Source organism: Cobetia sp. MMG027 (genome assembly GCF_027947415.1).
In the GTDB taxonomy this organism is placed as follows: Bacteria; Pseudomonadota; Gammaproteobacteria; order Pseudomonadales; family Halomonadaceae; genus Cobetia; species Cobetia marina.
Genome location: NZ_JAQJIO010000009.1, coordinates 1 through 17242, shown reverse-complemented (window position 1 = coordinate 17242; position 17242 = coordinate 1). Strand labels below are relative to the sequence as shown.

The window sequence follows — 17242 nt, the reverse complement described above, 5'->3', positions numbered from 1 at the left end:
TGTCATGAATACACCGTCACGTTCTTTCGTTTCCTCATTGACCACCCGTCTGGCCAAGGGGCTGGGCGCCGCCTTGATGCTGGGCATGGCCAGCCTGCCGGCCCACGCCGATGACGCCGCCGGAGAGCGTCTTTCTCGCCTGCTGGAGCCCCTCAAGACCTATACCGCCGACTTCGATCAGCAGATTCTCGATGCCTCGGGCCAGCGTCTGCAGGAAGCCCACGGCAAGATGTGGCTGTCACGCCCGGGCAAGTTCCGCTGGAGCGTCGACGCGCCATACCGCCAGGAGGTGGTCTCCGACGGCAAGGAAGTCTATCTGCATGACCCGGATCTGGAGCAGGTCACCGTGCAGCCGCTGGATGAGCGCGTGACCCACACGCCGGCACTGCTGCTGTCCGGGCGTTCCAGCGAATTGACCGCCAACTACGATGTCGAGCGCCAGCAGCAGGGGGCCCGCGAGACCTTCACGCTGACGCCCAAGCAGGCCGACACCCTGTTTGAAAGCCTCAAGCTGACCTTCGACGGCGAGCAGCTCGACATGCTGCAGATGGCCGATTCCACCGGCCAGCGCACGGCCATCGATTTCCATGATGTCCAGTACAACCCGAGTCTGGAGGCCAGTCGCTTCGTGTTCCAGATTCCTGAAGGTGCGGATGTCATTCGCGAGCAGTGATCCGCGAGCAGTGACATGATGATCAGACGACAACGCCCGGGCCAGATGGCCCGGGCGTTGTCGTTTCTGACGCTCACGACTGGGCGTCAGGCGTGTGCCGGTCGGCGTGGTCATCCAGCTCGCGGCGCCAGCGCTCTATCTCGGCAAAGCGCTTCTCGCCGCCATACTGGGTCGGGCGGTAGAACTGCTGTACCGGCAGTTCCTCGGGCCAGGCGTTGTGCGCCGTGCCGGCGGGATAGCCGTTGGGCTCGTTGTGGGCATAGCGATAGCCTTCGCCCATGCCCAGCTCCTTCATCAGGGTCGTCGGCGCATTGCGCAGATAGACCGGCACCCCGAAATGCGGCTGCTGGCGCACGAAGGCTCTGGCCTCCTTCCACGCCGTGTCGATGGCGTTGCTCTTGGGGGCGATGGCCAGGTGGATCGCCGCATGCGCGATGGCACGCTGGCCCTCGTAGTCGCCCAGGCGCAGATAGGCGTCCCAGGCCGCGATGGTCAGCGGCAGGGCGCGCGGGTCGGCGTTGCCCACATCCTCGGAGGCAATCGCCGCCAGCCGACGCACCACATCCAGCGGATCCCCGCCGCCATCCATGAAGCGCGCCATGTACAGAAGCGCCGCGTCGGGGCGCGAGGAGCGTACCGACTTGTGGATCGCCGACAGCAGGTCGTAATAGTCATCGCCCTGCTTGTCGAAGCTTGAGGCCTGATGGCCCAGCACGGCCTCCAGCGAGCTGTCCTCAAGTATCTCGCGCGTTCCCCCCTGGGCATCTGGCTCACGGCGCACGAAGTCGCAGGCGGTTTCCAGAAGGCCCAGGGCACGACGCGCATCTCCCGAGGCTGCTCGCGCAATCCGGGTCAGCGTCTCGCGGCTGGCATCGATCTGACGCGTACCGAGGCCATTGACCTCATCGCGCAAGGCACGGGTCAGCACCTCGATCAGATCCTCCTCGTCCAGTGCCTTGAGCACATAGACCCGCGCCCGCGACAGCAGTGCCGAGTTGACCTCGAAGGACGGGTTCTCGGTGGTCGCGCCGATCAGCGTCAGCAGACCCGACTCCACATGCGGCAGCAGGGCGTCCTGCTGACTCTTGTTGAGGCGGTGGATCTCATCGAGAAACATCACCGTCTGGCGCTCGCTGGCCTGATGGTGGCGCGCTCGCTCCACCACCTCGCGGATGTCCTTCACGCCCGCCATCACCGCCGACAGCTGTTCAAGGTGTGCATCACAGCCGTGGGCCAGTATCTCGGCCAGCGTCGTCTTGCCGACGCCCGGCGGCCCCCACAGGATCATCGAGCGCACCACGCCGGATTCCACCATCTGGCGCAGCGGCATGTCAGGCCCGACCAGCGCCGCCTGGCCGATGTAATCTTCCAGCGAGCGCGGTCGCATGCGGTAGGCCAATGGCGCATGGGAATTCGAGGCGGTATCGGCAAAGAGATCCATCGGCGAGTCAGGCTCCGGCAGGCGTGGGCGGGGAATGCGCTCATCATGGCCGATCACGCAAGCCTGTACAAATCAGCAGGGCTGGCGCGGCCTGCCAACGGCATCAGGCCATCCGTGACTTCTTCACGGACTGTCATGTTTTCCTGACAGCATGCCTCGCGCATTCAGGCAATCCCGCCCAACGTCTAACGGGCGCTCATGGGATGTGTCCTACACTTCAGGATGACGACATTGCTACATTCGGTAGCAATGCCCGAGGCGGCAGCGCTGTCTGCCAGCATCGGCCACCTGTTCCGTCAGGAGGAGGAAGTCATGCCCAATGTGACTCAGCTGCGCCAGGACCACGCCAACATGGCGCGTCTATTGCACGTGCTCTCGCATCGCCACAGGACACTGGTCAGTGGCGAACGTCCGGACTTTCGCATGATGCGGGAAGTGGTGGATTACATTCTCGATTACATGCAGGGCTTCATCATTCCGCTGGAGCGTCAATGCACGCAGATGCTGTGCGAGCGCTCCGAGGACGCCTCACCCCTGTGTCAGCGGCTCATCCAGCAGTACCACACTCTGCACGGCCGTCTCTCCAAGCTGTCCGACAATCTCGACAGCATCCTGATGGATCAGATCATACCGATGGATCAGTTCATCCATGATCTGCGCGACTATGTCGAAGCGCATCGTGACTACCTGCGTGCCGAGCGTACCGAGCTGTTTCCGCTGATGCGGGACAATCTCAGTGATGAGGAATGGCAGCAACTGACCGACGCCATCCCGCATGCCCGTGCAGAGCTTGAGCGTCTGCAGGAAGCCTATCCGGAACTCTACGCCGAGCTGACCGAAAGTGAGGTCGTGACCGCCTGATCCCCCTGTACATGAAGGCCCTGTCGTCTCGTGAAGGTGAGGTCGCGCTCCAGAGCACTGCGCCGGAGCGCGCCCCCGTCTGACAGAAAAAAACCGTCATTTCGCCCGCCACAACAGAAAGAACGCCAAGCCTCTGGCGGGCATTCCCGAAAGTCTCCTCCCGTCACATCCCCCACACTGAAGTCACTGAAACGCGTCCTTCGCAGGCCTCGGGCTGCGCGAAGGACACTGCCCATGCAGTGCTCAGTGATGTGCATCCTTGCCGATATCCACAAGGGGCAGATCGTCTGAGTGTCCAGATGACGGCCCTTCGGCCGGGGAGAGCGCCATGAGTGTCCAGACCCTTACCCGTCAGTGGGCCAGCGCCAGCGATGGCATGGCACTGGAAGACCCGCGACTGTTTCGTCAGCTTGCCTACGTGAACGGCTGCTGGGTGCATGGTGAGGCAGGCCGTGAGGAAGCGGTCTTCGACCCCGCCACCGGCGAGCGCCTCGGTCAGGTGCCGTGGCTCGAGTCCACGCAGATCGATGCTGCCATTGCCGCGGCCGATGAGGCCCAGCGGGAATGGCGCAAGCTGCGGGCGGACCAGCGCGGCGAGCTGCTGGATGCCTGGTATGACCTCATCCGCGCCCACAAGCAGGATCTCGCCATGCTGATGACCCGTGAGCAGGGCAAGTCACTGGACGATGCCCGTGGCGAGGTGGAATACGGCGCAAGCTTCGTTCACTGGTTCGCCGAGGAGGGCAGCCGTGCCTTCGGCGAGACCATTCCCAGTCATATCCCGAATGCCGCGCTGGGCACCGTGCGTGAACCCATCGGCGTGGCCGCGCTGATCACGCCGTGGAACTTCCCGCTGGCGATGATCACCCGCAAGGCCGCGGCTGCATTGGCCGCTGGCTGCACCGTGCTGGTCAAGCCCGCCGGCGAGACCCCGTTCTCGGCGCTGGCGCTGGCGGAGCTTGCCGAGCGTGCCGGGATTCCCGCCGGTGTCTTCAGTGTCATCACCGGCGAGGCCGCGGAAGTCTCGAAGCAGCTGTGTGATGACCCGCGTGTCGCCGGGCTCTCGTTCACCGGTTCCACCCGGGTGGGGCGCCTGCTGCTTTCCCAGTGCGCCGACAGCGTCAAGCGCGTCTCGCTGGAGCTGGGCGGCAATGCGCCCTTCATCGTCGGGCCGGACATGGACCCCGAGGAGGCGGCGCGTGCCGCCGTCGATGCCAAGTTCCAGACCTCCGGCCAGGACTGTCTCGCCGCCAATCGCATCCTGGTGCACGACAGCCTGTATGAGGATTTCCTGAGCCACTTCGTGCGTCTCATGAAGCAGCTCAAGGTCGGCAATGGGCTGGTCTCGGGTATCGACATGGGGCCGCTGATCCACCGTGACGCCGTGGCCAAGGCGCAGACCATCGTCGATGACGCCGTCGAGCAGGGCGCGCGGCTGATCCACGGCGATCAGAGCATGGCCCCCGGCCCCAACTTCTTCATGCCGGTGCTGCTGGCGGATGTCACGCCGAACATGCGCGCCTGGCGCGAGGAGACCTTCTCGCCGGTGGCCGGCGTGACGGCCTGGCACGATGAGGAAGAGGTGATCGCGATGGCCAACGACACCGAATACGGCCTGGCCGCCTACGTCTACACCCACGACATTCGCCGCGTCTGGCAGCTGATGCGCGGCCTGCGCTTCGGCATGGTCTCGGTCAACTCGGTGAAGATGACCGGTGCGCCGATTCCCTTCGGCGGCGTCAAGCAATCCGGTCTCGGGCGCGAAGGGGGTCGCCAGGGGCTGGAGGAATATCTGGATATCAAGTACTACTGCCTGGGTGGGATGGAAAGCGCCTCCGGGAGTTGAGACGGACATCATTCATTGTCACGGGCGGTCAGGGCCACGGCGCGATCGCCCCTTGTGGACCATTCGGAGAGTCACATGAGCACCGATAACACCCAACGCCAGTCTGTCGGCTTCGATGACAGCATCAGCACCGACGAGCTGATTCGCCGTGACCGCAAGGTCACCTTCCATGCCTCCACCCACCTGCGTGATTTCGCCCAGGGCGATCTGCCGGGCCGCGTGATCACCGGCGGCGAAGGCATCCGCATCCGTGAGCGCGATGGGCGTGAGCTGATCGACGGCTTCGCCGGACTCTACTGCGTCAACATCGGTTACGGGCGCACGGAAGTCGCCGATGCCATTCACGAGCAGGCCCTCAAGCTCAGCTATTACCACACCTATGTCGGCCACTCGAACGAGCCGCAGATCGCGCTGTCCGAGAAGATTCTCGAACTGGCCGGACCTGACATGTCCAAGGTCTATTACGGCATGTCCGGCAGTGATGCCAACGAGACCCAGCTCAAGCTGGTGCGTTACTACCACAACGTGATCGGCAAGCCGGAGAAGAAGAAGGTCATCTCGCGCTGGCGCGGCTATCACGGCTCCGGCATCGCCTCAGGCTCGCTGACCGGCCTGGCGGCCTTCCATGATCACTTCGATCTGCCGATCGCCGGCATCCTGCATACCGAAGCGCCGGACTACTACCGTCGTCCCACGGAATGCGCCGAGATGAGCGAGCGTGAATTCTCCGCCTGGTGTGCCGACAAGCTCGAGGCGATGATCCAGGCCGAAGGGCCGGAGACCGTCGGCGCCTTCATCGGCGAACCGGTGCTGGGCACCGGTGGCATCGTGCCGCCGCCGGAGGGCTACTGGGAGGCCATCCAGGCCGTGCTCAAGCGTCACGACATCCTGTTGATCTGTGACGAGGTGGTGTGCGGCTTCGGGCGCATCGGCAGCCAGTTCGGCTACCAGCACTTCGGCATCAAGCCGGACCTGGTCACCATCGCCAAGGGCCTGACCAGCGCCTATCAGCCGCTGTCCGGGGTCATCGTCGGCGACCGCGTGTGGAAGGTGCTGGAGCAGGGCACCGGGGAATTCGGCCCCATCGGCCACGGCTGGACCTACTCCGGCCACGCGCTGGGCGCAGCGGCAGGTGTCGCCAACCTGGAGATCATTCGTCGTGAGGGCCTGGTGGACAACGCCCGCGATACCGGCGCCTATCTGCAGAAGGCCATGAAGGCAGCCTTCGCCGATCACCCCATCGTCGGCGACGTGCGTGGCATCGGCCTGCTGGCGGCGCTGGAGTTCTCACCGCAGCCGTCAGAGCGCAAGGCGTTCGATTCCGCACTCAAGGTCGGCCCGCGCATTTCGGCGGCGGCACTCGAGGAAGGGCTGATCGCCCGTGGCATGCCCCAGGGCGACATCCTCGGCTTCGCACCGCCGCTGGTGATCACCCCCGAGGAGATCGATGACATCATCGCCCGCGCGCGTCGCGCCGTGGACAAGGTGCATCAGGAGCTTCTCGACAACGGTGATCTGGCCTCTGGTGACCCCGCTTCTGGTGACCCCGCTTCTGGTGACAAGTAAGCCATGGCATTGACCCTGCCCCCGCTCAAGCATCCACGGGAAACGCCGCTGGCGCTGGCTGATATCCATGCCGCGCGCCAGCGGCTGTTTCATTCATCGACTGACACCGGTGTCGAGCGTACGGCGCTGGTGCCATCCCCGGCGCTGTCGCGACGCTTCGATGCCGAGATCCTGCTCAAGCTGGAAACCCGTCAGCCCACCGGCGCCTTCAAGCTGCGTGGTGCCAGCCACCTGCTGGCGGCCGTGGCCGAGCAGTCGTCGGGGGATGCCGTGACGCGCCTGGCGCGCGGCGTGACCACTGCCTCCACCGGCAATCACGGTCGGGCGCTGGCCTATGCCGCGATGCGCCGTGGCTTGAAGGCCATCATCTGTCTCTCCGAGCAGGTACCCGCCAACAAGGTACGGGCCATCGAGGCGCTGGGCGAACTGGGCGGCGCCTCCGGCGGCAGCGTCGAGGTACGCCGTGTCGGCCGCAGTCAGGACGAGGCCTTCCAGGAAGTCCATCGGCTGGTCGAGGAGGAGGGCATGCTGGCGGTGCCGCCCTTCGATGACCCGCTGATCGCGGCCGGTCAGGGCACCATCGGGCTGGAGCTGCTGGAGGATTGCCCGTCGCTTGATCACGTGCTGATCGGGCTCTCCGGCGGTGGACTGCTCGGCGGTATCGGGGCGGCGCTCAAGGCGATTCGCCCCGAGACCCAGGTGCATGGCATCAGCCTCACCGAGGGCGCCGCCATGTGGCACAGCCTGCAGGCGGGCGCCCCGGTGGAGGTGGAGGAGGTCGCAAGCCTCGCCGATTCACTGGGCGGCGGCATTGGCCTGGACAACCACACCACGCTGCCGCTGGTGCATCGCGTGATGGATCATCACCATCAGGTCAGCGAGCGCGCCATTGCCCGCGCCATGCTGATGCTGCTGGAGGAAGAGAAGCTTCTGGTGGAGGGCGCTGCGGTGGTCGGGCTTGCCGCGCTCGAGGCCTCGCGGCGAGGCGAGACCGACCCTGCGCTCGCGGAGTCGATCCGTGGCCAGCGCGTCGCGCTGATCATCAGCGGCAACGGCGTCAGCCTGGAAACGCTCGATCAGGCCAGAGCGCTGCTGGCAGACGCTCAGGGGCAAGGCCAGAGCGCCTGAAGACACCAGAACGCCTGAAGCACCAGAACGCCTGAAGACACCAGAACGCCTGAAGACAACAGAACGCCTGAAGACAACAGAGCGCTCGATGACACCCGAACCCCCGGAGGAGGACGCATGACGGAACCGACTCAGGACAGCATGCAAAGTTATTCACGCGAACAGATCGCCGAGGTCGTGGGGCTGGATACCACGGCACTCAAGGCCATTCGTGATGCCTTCATCGCGCTGGGGCAGGGCAAGGTGGTGCAGCCGCCGATCCTGTCGATGGCCATCGAGGAGGCCAACGGCGAAGTGGACGTCAAGACGGCCCACATTCAGGGGCTCAAGCACTTCGCGATCAAGATCAGTCCCGGCTTCTTCAACAATCCCGCCCGCGGCCTGCCGAGTCTCAATGGCCTGATGGTGGTGTTCTCCGCCGAGACGGGCCTTGCCGAGGCGCTGCTCAATGATGGCGGCTACCTGACGGCGGTGAGAACCGCGCTGGCCGGTGCCGTGGCGGCAGAGGCCCTGTCACGCCCCGACAGCAAGCGCGTCGCGCTGATCGGTGCCGGTGAGCAGGCGAGCCTGCAGCTGGAGGCGCTGCGGCTGGTACGCGACATCGAGAGTGTCGATGTCTGGGCACGCGACAAGGAGCGCGCCGAGCGCTTTGCGCGTGAGACGGAGGAGCGCCTGGGGCTGACGGTGCGCAGTCATGACAGCCTGCATGCGGTCTGTCAGAACGCCGATATCATCGTCACCGCCACCCCCTCGCGAACGCCGCTGCTGGACTACTCGATGCTGCCGGAGGGCGTGCATGTCACCGCGATGGGCTCCGACAGCCCCGAGAAGCGTGAGCTGGAAGCCGATGTGCTCCTCGAGTGCGATCATTTCGTGTGTGATACCCGCGCCCAGTCCGAGACCAACGGCGAGCTGAAAGGGCTGGAGGCCGAGCAGGCCAGATCGCGTGACGTGCATGAACTGGGCCGTCTGCTGGCCGAGGGGCGTGATCTGCGTTCAGGCGGGTCGGCTCCAGATACCTGCATCACGGTGGCGGATCTCACCGGTACCGGCGTGCAGGATACGGCCATCGCCAGCCTGGCGCTCTCGCGGCTCGTCCGGCGTTAGTACGGGAAGTGTCGGTACGGAAAACGTCGGTACTGGCAGCGTTAGCGCTGGAGCGCCTGAATGGTGCGGCGGACTTGCCCGCAGCGTCGCCGCATGCGAGGGTCACGCAGGTGACGGCAGGAAGCCGTTGACGCCCCTTGCCACTCGGAGCCTGTCGTGACTCGTACCTCGTCCTCATCTGCCGCCCGGCCGCGTGCCCTGAGCGCTGCGCCCGATGTCGAGATCTGCCGCACACCGCTGGCGGATCTCTGCGCCGACTGTGACGCCGTGACCCTGCTGCCGCCGCTCTCGCCGCCGGAGGAGGGCCATGTGCGCCACCACTGTGCGCTGGATGCCCCGCTGGCGGTGTTCGATCTCGACGATACGCTGCTCGATGGCGACTGCACCGGCATGTGGATGCGCTGGATGGTCGCCTGTGGCTGGATCAAGGATGTCGATGCCTTCATGGCCATCGGCGAGCGCCATCAGGTGCAATACCATGCCGGCACTCTGGACATCCACGAGCACACCGGCCATCTGCTCAGCCCGCTCGTCGGGCGGCATCGTGATGAGGTGCGTCGCGAAGTCGATGATTTCGTGGAAGAAATGGTCATGCCGCGACTGCTGGAAGGTGGCATCGCGCGGCTGGCCGAGCACGGCGAGGCCGGCCATCGCACCCTGATCATCTCCGCCTCCATGCATCATCTGGTCGGGCCCATCGCCAGTCGTCTGACCGCCGATGGGGCGCTGGCCACCCATCCGGCCTTTGATGAGCAGGGCTGCTTCACCGGAGCCACCAGCGGTATCGTTACCTTCCGCGAAGGCAAGCTGGCGGCACTCGATGACTGGCTTGCGGGTGCCGAGCGCATCCATCGCACGCCGCAATCCCTGTGGGGCTATTCCGATTCCCACAATGACCTGCCCCTGCTGGAGCGGGTCGATTTCCCCCACGCCACCCAACCGGACGCACCGCTGCGTCAGCTGGCCGAAGCGCGCGGCTGGCCAGTGGTCGACTGGCGCCTGTCGCGCCTGTCGCGCCTGTCGGACTGACGTCATGAACCCGCTGGCTGGGCGAGGGGCCGCCGCCCGTGCCTCGCGGCAGGCTCGCGGCGTCGCGCTGACGGCGCTGGGCGTGCTGCTGATCTCACCGGACGCGCTGCTGCTGCGACTCGCCGATGTCGCCGATGGCCCGTTGGTGTTCTGGCGCGGTCTGCTGACGGCCATCGGCTTTGCACTGCTCCTGCTGGCCCTCCAGCGCGGCACTCCCGCACAGCGCATCGCCAGCGCCCTGGCGCGCATGCGTGGCTGCGGGCGTACCGGCGTATGGGTCGCGCTGCTATTCACCGGCTCCACCCTGGGTTTCGTGCTCGCCAATCAATACACCCGCGCCGGCAACGTGCTGATCATCCTCGCCGCCAGTCCGCTGTTCGCGGCGCTGATGTCGCGCCTGTGGCTGGGCGAGCGTCAGCCACGGCATGTGTGGGGCGCGATTCTGGCCTCGCTGGCGGGCATCACGCTGCTGGTGCTCGATGAGGCCGGCAGCGGCACGCTCACCGGCAACCTGCTGGCGCTGGGCTGCAGCCTGTCGCTGGCCGGCAACTTCACGCTGTGTCGTACGCGCCCGGGGCATGACATGAGTCCGATGCTGACACTGTCCGGGCTGGTCACCGCGCTGTGCGGCCTGCTGGCGTGCCTGTGGAGCATGACGCAGGGCGGCGGTGACGTGCTGACGCAGCTGTGGCCCTCTCACGGTGCCGATTTCGCCCAGCGCGCCGGCTGGCTGGTGCTGCTGTGCCTGGTGCTTTCGCCGCTGGGCTTCACGCTGATCCAGCGTGGCCCGATCTATCTGCCTTCCGCGGAAGTGGCGCTGCTGATGTTGCTGGAAAGCGTGTTCGGCATCCTGTGGGTGTGGTGGGTGCTGGAAGAATCGCTCACCCCGCGTGGCTGGGCGGGCGGTGCACTGGTGCTGGGCGCGATGCTCATCAAGAGTCTGATCGACCGTCGTCACCGTCAATCGGTGACGGCGAGCGCGCGTTCTGCGGATGCGTCCACCGGTCGCAGCTGATACAATCCCGCCCATCCCCGAGTTTATTCACTGTCAAATGACAGCCCTCTGGACGCCTCACGGCGACCGGAGCGAATAGCTCATGGCGCGAAGAAAGCCACAGGGCGACCGGAAACGACAGCGGCATCACGACGCAAGCCAGGCGCGAGCGGCACTGCCCTGACGGCAGCGATGAAGATTGCCACAACCGGACGCTAGACTGACTCGACAGCGCCAGGATTCAGCACGCACACCACCTTCCCCAACCTGTTGCGGACGACTCGATGACAAGCAGCCTCAAACAGCAGTGGCTTTCCAACCTCCGGCCCGACATCCTGTCCGGCCTGGTGGTGGCATTGGCCCTGATCCCCGAAGCCATCGCCTTCTCCATCATTGCCGGTGTCGACCCCAAGGTCGGCCTGTATGCCTCCTTCTCCATCGCCGTGGTGACCGCCATCGCCGGTGGCCGTCCGGGCATGATTTCCGCCGCCACCGGTGCCATGGCACTGCTGATGGTCGACCTGGTCAAGGACCACGGCCTGGAGTACCTGCTGGCCGCCACCGTGATGACCGGCGTGATCCAGGTCATCTTCGGTTACTTCAAGCTCGGCTCCCTGATGCGCTTCGTCTCGCGCTCGGTGGTCACCGGCTTCGTCAATGCACTGGCGATCCTGATCTTCATGGCCCAGCTGCCGGAGCTGACCAACGTCACCTGGCACGTCTATGCCATGACGGCCGCGGGCCTGGGCATCATCTACCTGCTGCCGCTGGTGCCGAAGATCGGCAAGCTGCTGCCGTCGCCGCTGGTCTGCATCATCGTGCTGACCCTCTTCGCGATGGCCGTCGGTCTGGATATCCGCACTGTCGGTGACATGGGTGAGCTGCCGGACAGCCTGCCGGTGTTCCTGATTCCGGACATCCCCTTCAATCTGGACACCCTGTGGATCATCCTGCCGTACTCGCTGCCGCTGGCGGTCGTGGGCCTGCTGGAATCCCTGATGACGGCCACGCTGGTCGATGATCTGACCGACACGCCGTCCGACAAGAACCGTGAGTGCAAGGGCCAGGGCGCGGCCAACGTCGTCACCGGCTTCCTTGGTGGCATGGCAGGGTGCGCGATGATCGGCCAGACGATGATCAACGTGAAATCCGGTGGACGTACGCGTCTCTCCACCATGGTGGCCGGTGTCGTGCTGCTGATCCTGGTCGTGTTCCTCGGCCCGTGGGTCTCGCAGATTCCCATGGCCGCACTGGTCGCGGTGATGATCATGGTCTCCATCGGCACCTTCTCCTGGCAGTCGATCCGTGACCTCAAGAGCCACCCGATGTCCACCAACATCGTCATGCTGGGGACCGTGGCCGTGGTGGTCGCGACCCACAACCTGGCGATCGGCGTGCTGGTCGGCGTGCTGCTCTCGGCGCTGTTCTTCGCCAACAAGATCGGCCAGGTGCTGCATATCGGCAGCGACATGAATGCCGATGGCCGTACCCGCGAATACCGCGTGGTCGGTCAGGTGTTCTTCGCCTCCAGCGAGCAGTTCCAGGCTGGATTCGACCTCAAGGAGACCGTCGAGCGTGTCGTGATCGACGTCAGCCGTGCGCACTTCTGGGACATCACCGCCATCGGCGCGCTGGATACCGTGGTGGTCAAGTTCCGTCGTGAGGGGACCGAGGTCGAGGTACGTGGCCTCAACGAAGCCAGCGCCACGCTGGTGGATCGCTTCGCGGTGCATGACAAGCCGGACGCGGTCGAGAAACTGATGGGTCACTGATCACGCACGATTGACCCTGCGCGATCGAGTCACTTCGCTTGATCGCGCCGCGTGACAAGGTCAGACGGCGGGCAGTCCTTCACGGGCTGCCCGCCGTTTGCGTTCATGGGGCCGGAAAGTGGTAATCTCGAAACAGGCCGCGCCGGCATCGCGGGGGGAATGTCACTCCTCCTTCTGCGTCGCCCCGGTCGGCACGCCATCTCCGTTGTCAGTACTTTTTGTTGTCAGCACAAGGAAGCCCGCCATGAGCCAATCCTCTGCCAGCGCCGCGACAGGCCATGACAAGGTCACCGCCTGCATTGACGGCTCCGCCTTCGCCGCCCCCGTGTGTGACGCCGCCGTCTGGGCCAGCCAGCGCCTGTCGGCACCTCTCAGCATCCTGCATGTGATCGACCGCAATGAAAGCGTCGAACCCGCCAATGGCGATCTCTCCGGCAGCATCGGTCTCGGTGCCCGGGAGCACCTGCTGGAGGAGCTCGCCACCCTCGATGAGCAGCGCGGGCGCATCGCCCAGGAGCAGGGCCGCCTGATGCTGGAAGCCGCCTGTGAGCGCGCCACCCAGGCCGGTATCACCGAACCACGCCCTCGCCAACGCAATGGTGAGCTGGTCGAGACACTGGCCGAGCTTGAGGACGAGATTCGCCTGCTGGTGATCGGCAAGCGCGGGGAAGGGGCGGAGCAGGCCAGTGAGCATCTCGGCTCCAATCTGGAGCGCGTGATCCGCAGCCTGCATCGTCCCGTGCTGGTAGTGCCGGGCGAGTTTCAGACGCCGACACGCGTGTTGATCGCCTTCGATGGCAGCGCCACCATCAAGCGTGCCATCGAGGTGCTGGCGGCCAGCCCCTTGCTGCAGGGCGCCGAGCTGCATCTGGTGATGGTCGGCGCGGACTCGGTGGAGCATCAGGCTCCGCTTGAGACCGCGCGTGACACCCTCCAGTCAGCGGGCTTCAACGTGCAGGCCAGCCTCAAGGCCGGTGAAGTGGAAGCCTGTCTGCGCGAATACGCCAAGGAGCACGCCATCGACATGCTGGTGATGGGCGCCTACGGCCACTCGCGCATCCGTCAGTTGCTGGTCGGCAGTACCACCACCGAGATGATCCGCAATGCCACGGTGCCGCTGCTGATCCTGCGCTAGCACGTTCAGCACACGCCCTGCCGGGCAATGAGAACGCCGCGCCTTCCCGTGTCATGTCGGGATGGCGCGGCGTCTTTATTTCCGCCCCTTGGGCAGTGGCTACAGGTACGCAAGGCAGAAACCCTCACGACGACTGGAAAATACCCCGCAGGTCGCGTTGCGCCGCCCGCCGGAATCTGGAACGCTGATGGCCGCTTATCCTCATTGCGCGCCATGCCGCTGAGGGGCTTTCCCTTACACAGGCGCGTCTTTCACCACTCCAAGAAGAACGGCACAAGGACACTCTCCATGAGCGATATCCAACGTCACGACACCAAGGCACGCATGAGTCGCGCCGTCATCCACAACAATACCATCTACCTGTGTGGCCAGGTCGCCGGGCCGGAACAACGCTTCAGTGATATCACCGATCAAGCCAACAGCATGCTCGCGCGTGTCGATGCGCTGCTGGAAGAAGTCGGCACCGACCGCGAGCATCTGCTCTCCGCCACCGTCTATCTCAAGACAATGGATGACTTCAAGACCTTCAACGACATCTGGGATACCTGGGTGCCGGAAGGTCACGCTCCCGCCCGCGCCTGCATCCAAGCCGCTATGGCCAGCCCGGAACTGCTGTGTGAAATTACCGTGGTCGCCGCCGTTAAGTAACTCGTAATATGGTTTTTCTAAGCCCGCCAGAGCTTCCTCTGGCGGTTTAAGGCCAAAATTTAATTTTATCAGGGTGGTCACGTTGATTAAAAATTTTTATATAGATAATCTTTTTAATGAAAAAGATGTAAATATAGATTTTCCTGAACAATATAAGATACTTGTGTCTGAAAATGGTTGTGGTAAAACCACAATATTGAATGCCTTTTATTCTTTGGTTTCTGGTGATTTATCAAGGTTAAGGAAAATTGAATTTGATAATATTGGTATAGTTTTTGATGACGATGATATTATTTGGTTTACAAAAGAGGAAATTAATTCTATCAACAAGCGAGTTTATAATTTTGCTAAAAGGATGCTTGGTGATAATCTTAGCGAAAGTCGGTTGCATTCATTACTAGATACCGTGGTAAATACTGACAATGGCTATAGCTACAACTCTAGCTTGATTCGAGATACTTCTAGTGAAATAAATGTTTCAGCTTCTAGAATACATAGAACAATTAAGCATATAATGGAAATGGACGAGTATGATTTCGATATCGGCGCACAAAAAAAGATAAGTCAGATAAAAGCTAAACTCGATTATGATGTCTTGTACTTACCTACATATCGTAGAGTAGAAAGGTTAGTAGATGGAATTACTGTGCATGATCAAAATGAAGGAATGAATCTGCAAATAAACTTTGGTATGGCGGATGTCGAAGAAAGTATAGAACGTATTACTTCTGAGATTAAGACTTCCTCGATTGAAAGTTTTTATAAGCTAAATGGTCAGATGCTTGCCCAGCTAGTCGGTGATTCCTCTGTGACAGAAGATATGAAGTTGAATGTAATCAACTCTCCAGAAATTAAAATAGTGCTTGATAGGTTGTCCGAAAGTATACCTTTAAATCATAAAAACACCATTCTTGGTTTAATCGACAGTCACGAGATTCTAAATTCGCACGATACCTTAGTATACTTATTAAATGAATTGCTAAAAGTATATAAACAGCAAGCTGACAATGATGCGGCTATACGGGATTTCTCAGATAGCTGCAATAATTATCTCAATGGGAAGAAAATAATTTACGACGAGAGTACCGTTACAGTTAAGGTTGTAAGAAATAAAAATCGTAGCGAAGTTAATCTTGAGGATCTTTCTTCGGGCGAGAAGCAGATTCTATCTATTTTCTCATTACTTTATCTAAGTCGTAAGAATAAATTGGCCATTTTCTTTGATGAGCCAGAACTTTCGCTGTCTATAGAATGGCAGAAAACATTGTTGCCAGATATATTGAGTTCGGGGAAATGCGCGTTTTTACTGGCAACTACTCATTCTCCTTTTATTTTTGCTAATGAGCTGAAGAATAATACTGTTGACCTATTGCATTATGTTAAGGAGCTCTAATGGATAGGGTCGATTATATGATGCTAGAAGAGGGCTCTGAAATCGTTGGTTTTATGGAATTCACCAGACTAGATGCTAAAAATAAGGTGGTTGCTTTTTTTGAGGGCGAAGATGAAAAATATTACGCTTCTAAGATAGATGTTTGTTGTCGTGGGCTTTTGTGGGGGAGCGTTCGGTGTGGAGGTAAGTCTAAAGTTATTGGAATTAGAGATGCCATAAGAGCGCATCCGATTTACAATAGTAAAAAATGTATGTTTTTTGTTGACCGTGATTTCGACGATAATAGCAAAGTTTTGCAGTATGATGATGTATATATCACACCTTACCACTCAATAGAGAATTTTTATTTTTCGAGGGATTTAATTGAGCGAGTTCTGAGTGCTGAGTTTAATTTAAGTGAAGGAGGGCCAGAGCATCAATGTTTTAACAAAGCAATGAATGTTTATGATAAGACTGCAAGTGAATATATTGCAGCTATACGCCCATTTAATGTGATGGTCAGTTTTTATCAAGATGCAATAGATCGCGAAATTATAAAAGGGCAGTTAAATTTGAAAAACATTAAATTTGACTCCTTAGTTAAAGTGGAACTTGGAAAAGTTGTAAGATTGAAAGAGTACGAGGATGTGAAATCTATATTTCCAAACTTGGAAGATAGCTGTGATAAGTTAAAAGTAGTTGATAATTTTGATGTGGAAAACCCTGCCATGAGTTTTAGAGGTAAGGAGAATTTAGAGTTTGTTAGAGTTTTTTTATTAAAGCTTAAAGCAGATCGATGTGAGCCGGAACAGATGAAGAGGACAGTTTTCCGAAATAAAAGTAATGTCAGGCTACAGCTCTCAAAAGCTAATTTATTGACTGAACTTAGTGGATATGCATCGGTACCAGATTGCTTAGTGAATTATTTAGAAGAATTTTATTGTAATTTAGCGATTGAAGCCCTTTAGATATTTGTGATGAATTGTGATTTTACATTCGCCTCATACCTCACCCATTCCCGATAAAACCCGTCAAGCCGTTCTGTCTCGCTGAGGTGTGATACCTCGGCGAGGCGTTCGCGTGCCTCCAGGGGCAGCATGGCGATGCGGGCGTCGAGGTCGTGGGCGTGGCGGGGATTGCGGTATTCGAGGTCCAGCCCGAGCGGGGCGGTGGCGAGGCCAACGAGGACATGGCCGTGGCGGTGGGCGATGGAGACGTGAAAGCCTGATGGCAGTGCAGGGTGATGGGGCGCCTGGCCACGTGGTGACCAGTCAGCCAGTGGCAGCACAATGCCTTGGGCCGCGGCGAGTTCACCGAGCAGAAGGCGGGCGAGGTGGGATTCGGCTTCACGTTGCTGGCGACGGCGGGTCTTGGCAGATGACACGGGTATGTCCGCGTTATCCACAGCCGCCTGTAAATTGCGCATCGAGCGACGGCTGGAGGCATCCGTCGAGGAGCTGGCAGAGGGAGCAGCCGAATCAGCACAAGACGTAGGCAGCACACAGGCCTCGGCCAGCCACAGGCGGGCTGGCCGAGAGGTGGCGTCAGAGCTGTCATTCGGCAAGTCGCGCACAGCGCTGCCAGTCGCGGACGCCAGGGCGGCGGCGAGGGCATGGGGATCATGCGAGATCAGCGGTTCGCCGTTGGACAAGTCGGCGCTCGGCGAACCG

Annotated in this window: 14 protein-coding genes and 1 pseudogene; 13 read left to right on the top strand and 2 right to left on the bottom strand. The window is 61.0% G+C overall.

Annotation, left to right across the window (positions count from 1 at the left end):
- Positions 1 to 4: 4 nt before the first annotated feature.
- Entirely contained in the window at positions 5 to 673 is a 669-nt protein-coding gene (gene lolA / locus PJK54_RS13265; RefSeq protein ID WP_077375322.1) for an outer membrane lipoprotein chaperone LolA, read from the top strand.
- A gap of 73 nt (positions 674 to 746) precedes the next feature.
- Here the strand turns inward: lolA and PJK54_RS13260 are convergent, their stop codons facing one another.
- Positions 747 to 2114 carry a replication-associated recombination protein A gene (locus PJK54_RS13260; protein ID WP_271303199.1) on the bottom strand — a complete coding sequence of 456 codons (1368 nt, stop codon included), beginning with the start codon at positions 2112 to 2114 and terminating at the stop codon, positions 747 to 749.
- A gap of 312 nt (positions 2115 to 2426) precedes the next feature.
- On the opposite strand from PJK54_RS13260, the gene PJK54_RS13255 reads away from it, so the two are divergent.
- The 12 genes from PJK54_RS13255 to PJK54_RS13200 all read left to right on the top strand — a co-directional run bounded on the left by PJK54_RS13255 (position 2427) and on the right by PJK54_RS13200 (position 16540).
- Positions 2427 to 2975, top strand: coding sequence for a hemerythrin domain-containing protein (locus PJK54_RS13255; protein WP_077375707.1), 549 nt, complete (start codon positions 2427 to 2429; stop codon positions 2973 to 2975).
- A gap of 328 nt (positions 2976 to 3303) precedes the next feature.
- Entirely contained in the window at positions 3304 to 4821 is a 1518-nt protein-coding gene (locus tag PJK54_RS13250; RefSeq protein WP_375782205.1) for an NAD-dependent succinate-semialdehyde dehydrogenase, read from the top strand.
- A 75-nt stretch (positions 4822 to 4896) separates the two neighbouring features.
- On the top strand, positions 4897 to 6387 hold the full coding sequence (locus PJK54_RS13245) for an aminotransferase (protein WP_271303139.1): 1491 nt from the start codon (positions 4897 to 4899) through the stop codon (positions 6385 to 6387).
- Between the two features lie 3 nt (positions 6388 to 6390).
- Positions 6391 to 7515 (top strand): pyridoxal-phosphate dependent enzyme, encoded by a 1125-nt coding sequence (locus PJK54_RS13240; RefSeq protein ID WP_271303138.1) that lies wholly within the window; start codon positions 6391 to 6393, stop codon positions 7513 to 7515.
- Positions 7516 to 7632: 117 nt separating this feature from the next.
- Positions 7633 to 8622 (top strand): cyclodeaminase, encoded by a 990-nt coding sequence (locus PJK54_RS13235; protein ID WP_271303137.1) that lies wholly within the window; start codon positions 7633 to 7635, stop codon positions 8620 to 8622.
- A gap of 156 nt (positions 8623 to 8778) precedes the next feature.
- On the top strand, positions 8779 to 9651 hold the full coding sequence (locus PJK54_RS13230; protein ID WP_271303136.1) for an HAD family hydrolase: 873 nt from the start codon (positions 8779 to 8781) through the stop codon (positions 9649 to 9651).
- 4 nt (positions 9652 to 9655) lie between these two features.
- Positions 9656 to 10666, top strand: coding sequence for a DMT family transporter (locus PJK54_RS13225; RefSeq protein WP_176493504.1), 1011 nt, complete (start codon positions 9656 to 9658; stop codon positions 10664 to 10666).
- A 263-nt stretch (positions 10667 to 10929) separates the two neighbouring features.
- Positions 10930 to 12417: a SulP family inorganic anion transporter gene (locus tag PJK54_RS13220; RefSeq protein WP_077375304.1), complete on the top strand. Its 1488-nt coding sequence runs from the start codon at positions 10930 to 10932 to the stop codon at positions 12415 to 12417.
- A gap of 244 nt (positions 12418 to 12661) precedes the next feature.
- Complete coding sequence (locus PJK54_RS13215) at positions 12662 to 13552, top strand: universal stress protein (RefSeq protein ID WP_271303135.1); 891 nt, start codon at positions 12662 to 12664, stop codon at positions 13550 to 13552.
- Between the two features lie 288 nt (positions 13553 to 13840).
- Positions 13841 to 14200, top strand: a complete 360-nt coding sequence (locus PJK54_RS13210) for a RidA family protein (RefSeq protein WP_271303134.1) — start codon at positions 13841 to 13843, stop codon at positions 14198 to 14200.
- An 82-nt stretch (positions 14201 to 14282) separates the two neighbouring features.
- Positions 14283 to 15593 (top strand): AAA family ATPase, encoded by a 1311-nt coding sequence (locus tag PJK54_RS13205; protein ID WP_271303133.1) that lies wholly within the window; start codon positions 14283 to 14285, stop codon positions 15591 to 15593.
- The gene (locus PJK54_RS13200) at positions 15593 to 16540 is read left to right on the top strand and encodes a DUF4435 domain-containing protein (RefSeq protein WP_271303132.1); all 948 of its coding nucleotides are present in this window, start codon (positions 15593 to 15595) and stop codon (positions 16538 to 16540) included. Before PJK54_RS13205 ends, PJK54_RS13200 begins: the two co-directional genes overlap by 1 nt.
- Here the strand turns inward: PJK54_RS13200 and PJK54_RS13195 are convergent.
- Positions 16537 to 17242 (bottom strand): annotated as a pseudogene (locus tag PJK54_RS13195) (hypothetical protein); the annotation flags it as partial. The gene PJK54_RS13200 and the pseudogene PJK54_RS13195 sit on opposite strands and share 4 nt — an antisense overlap.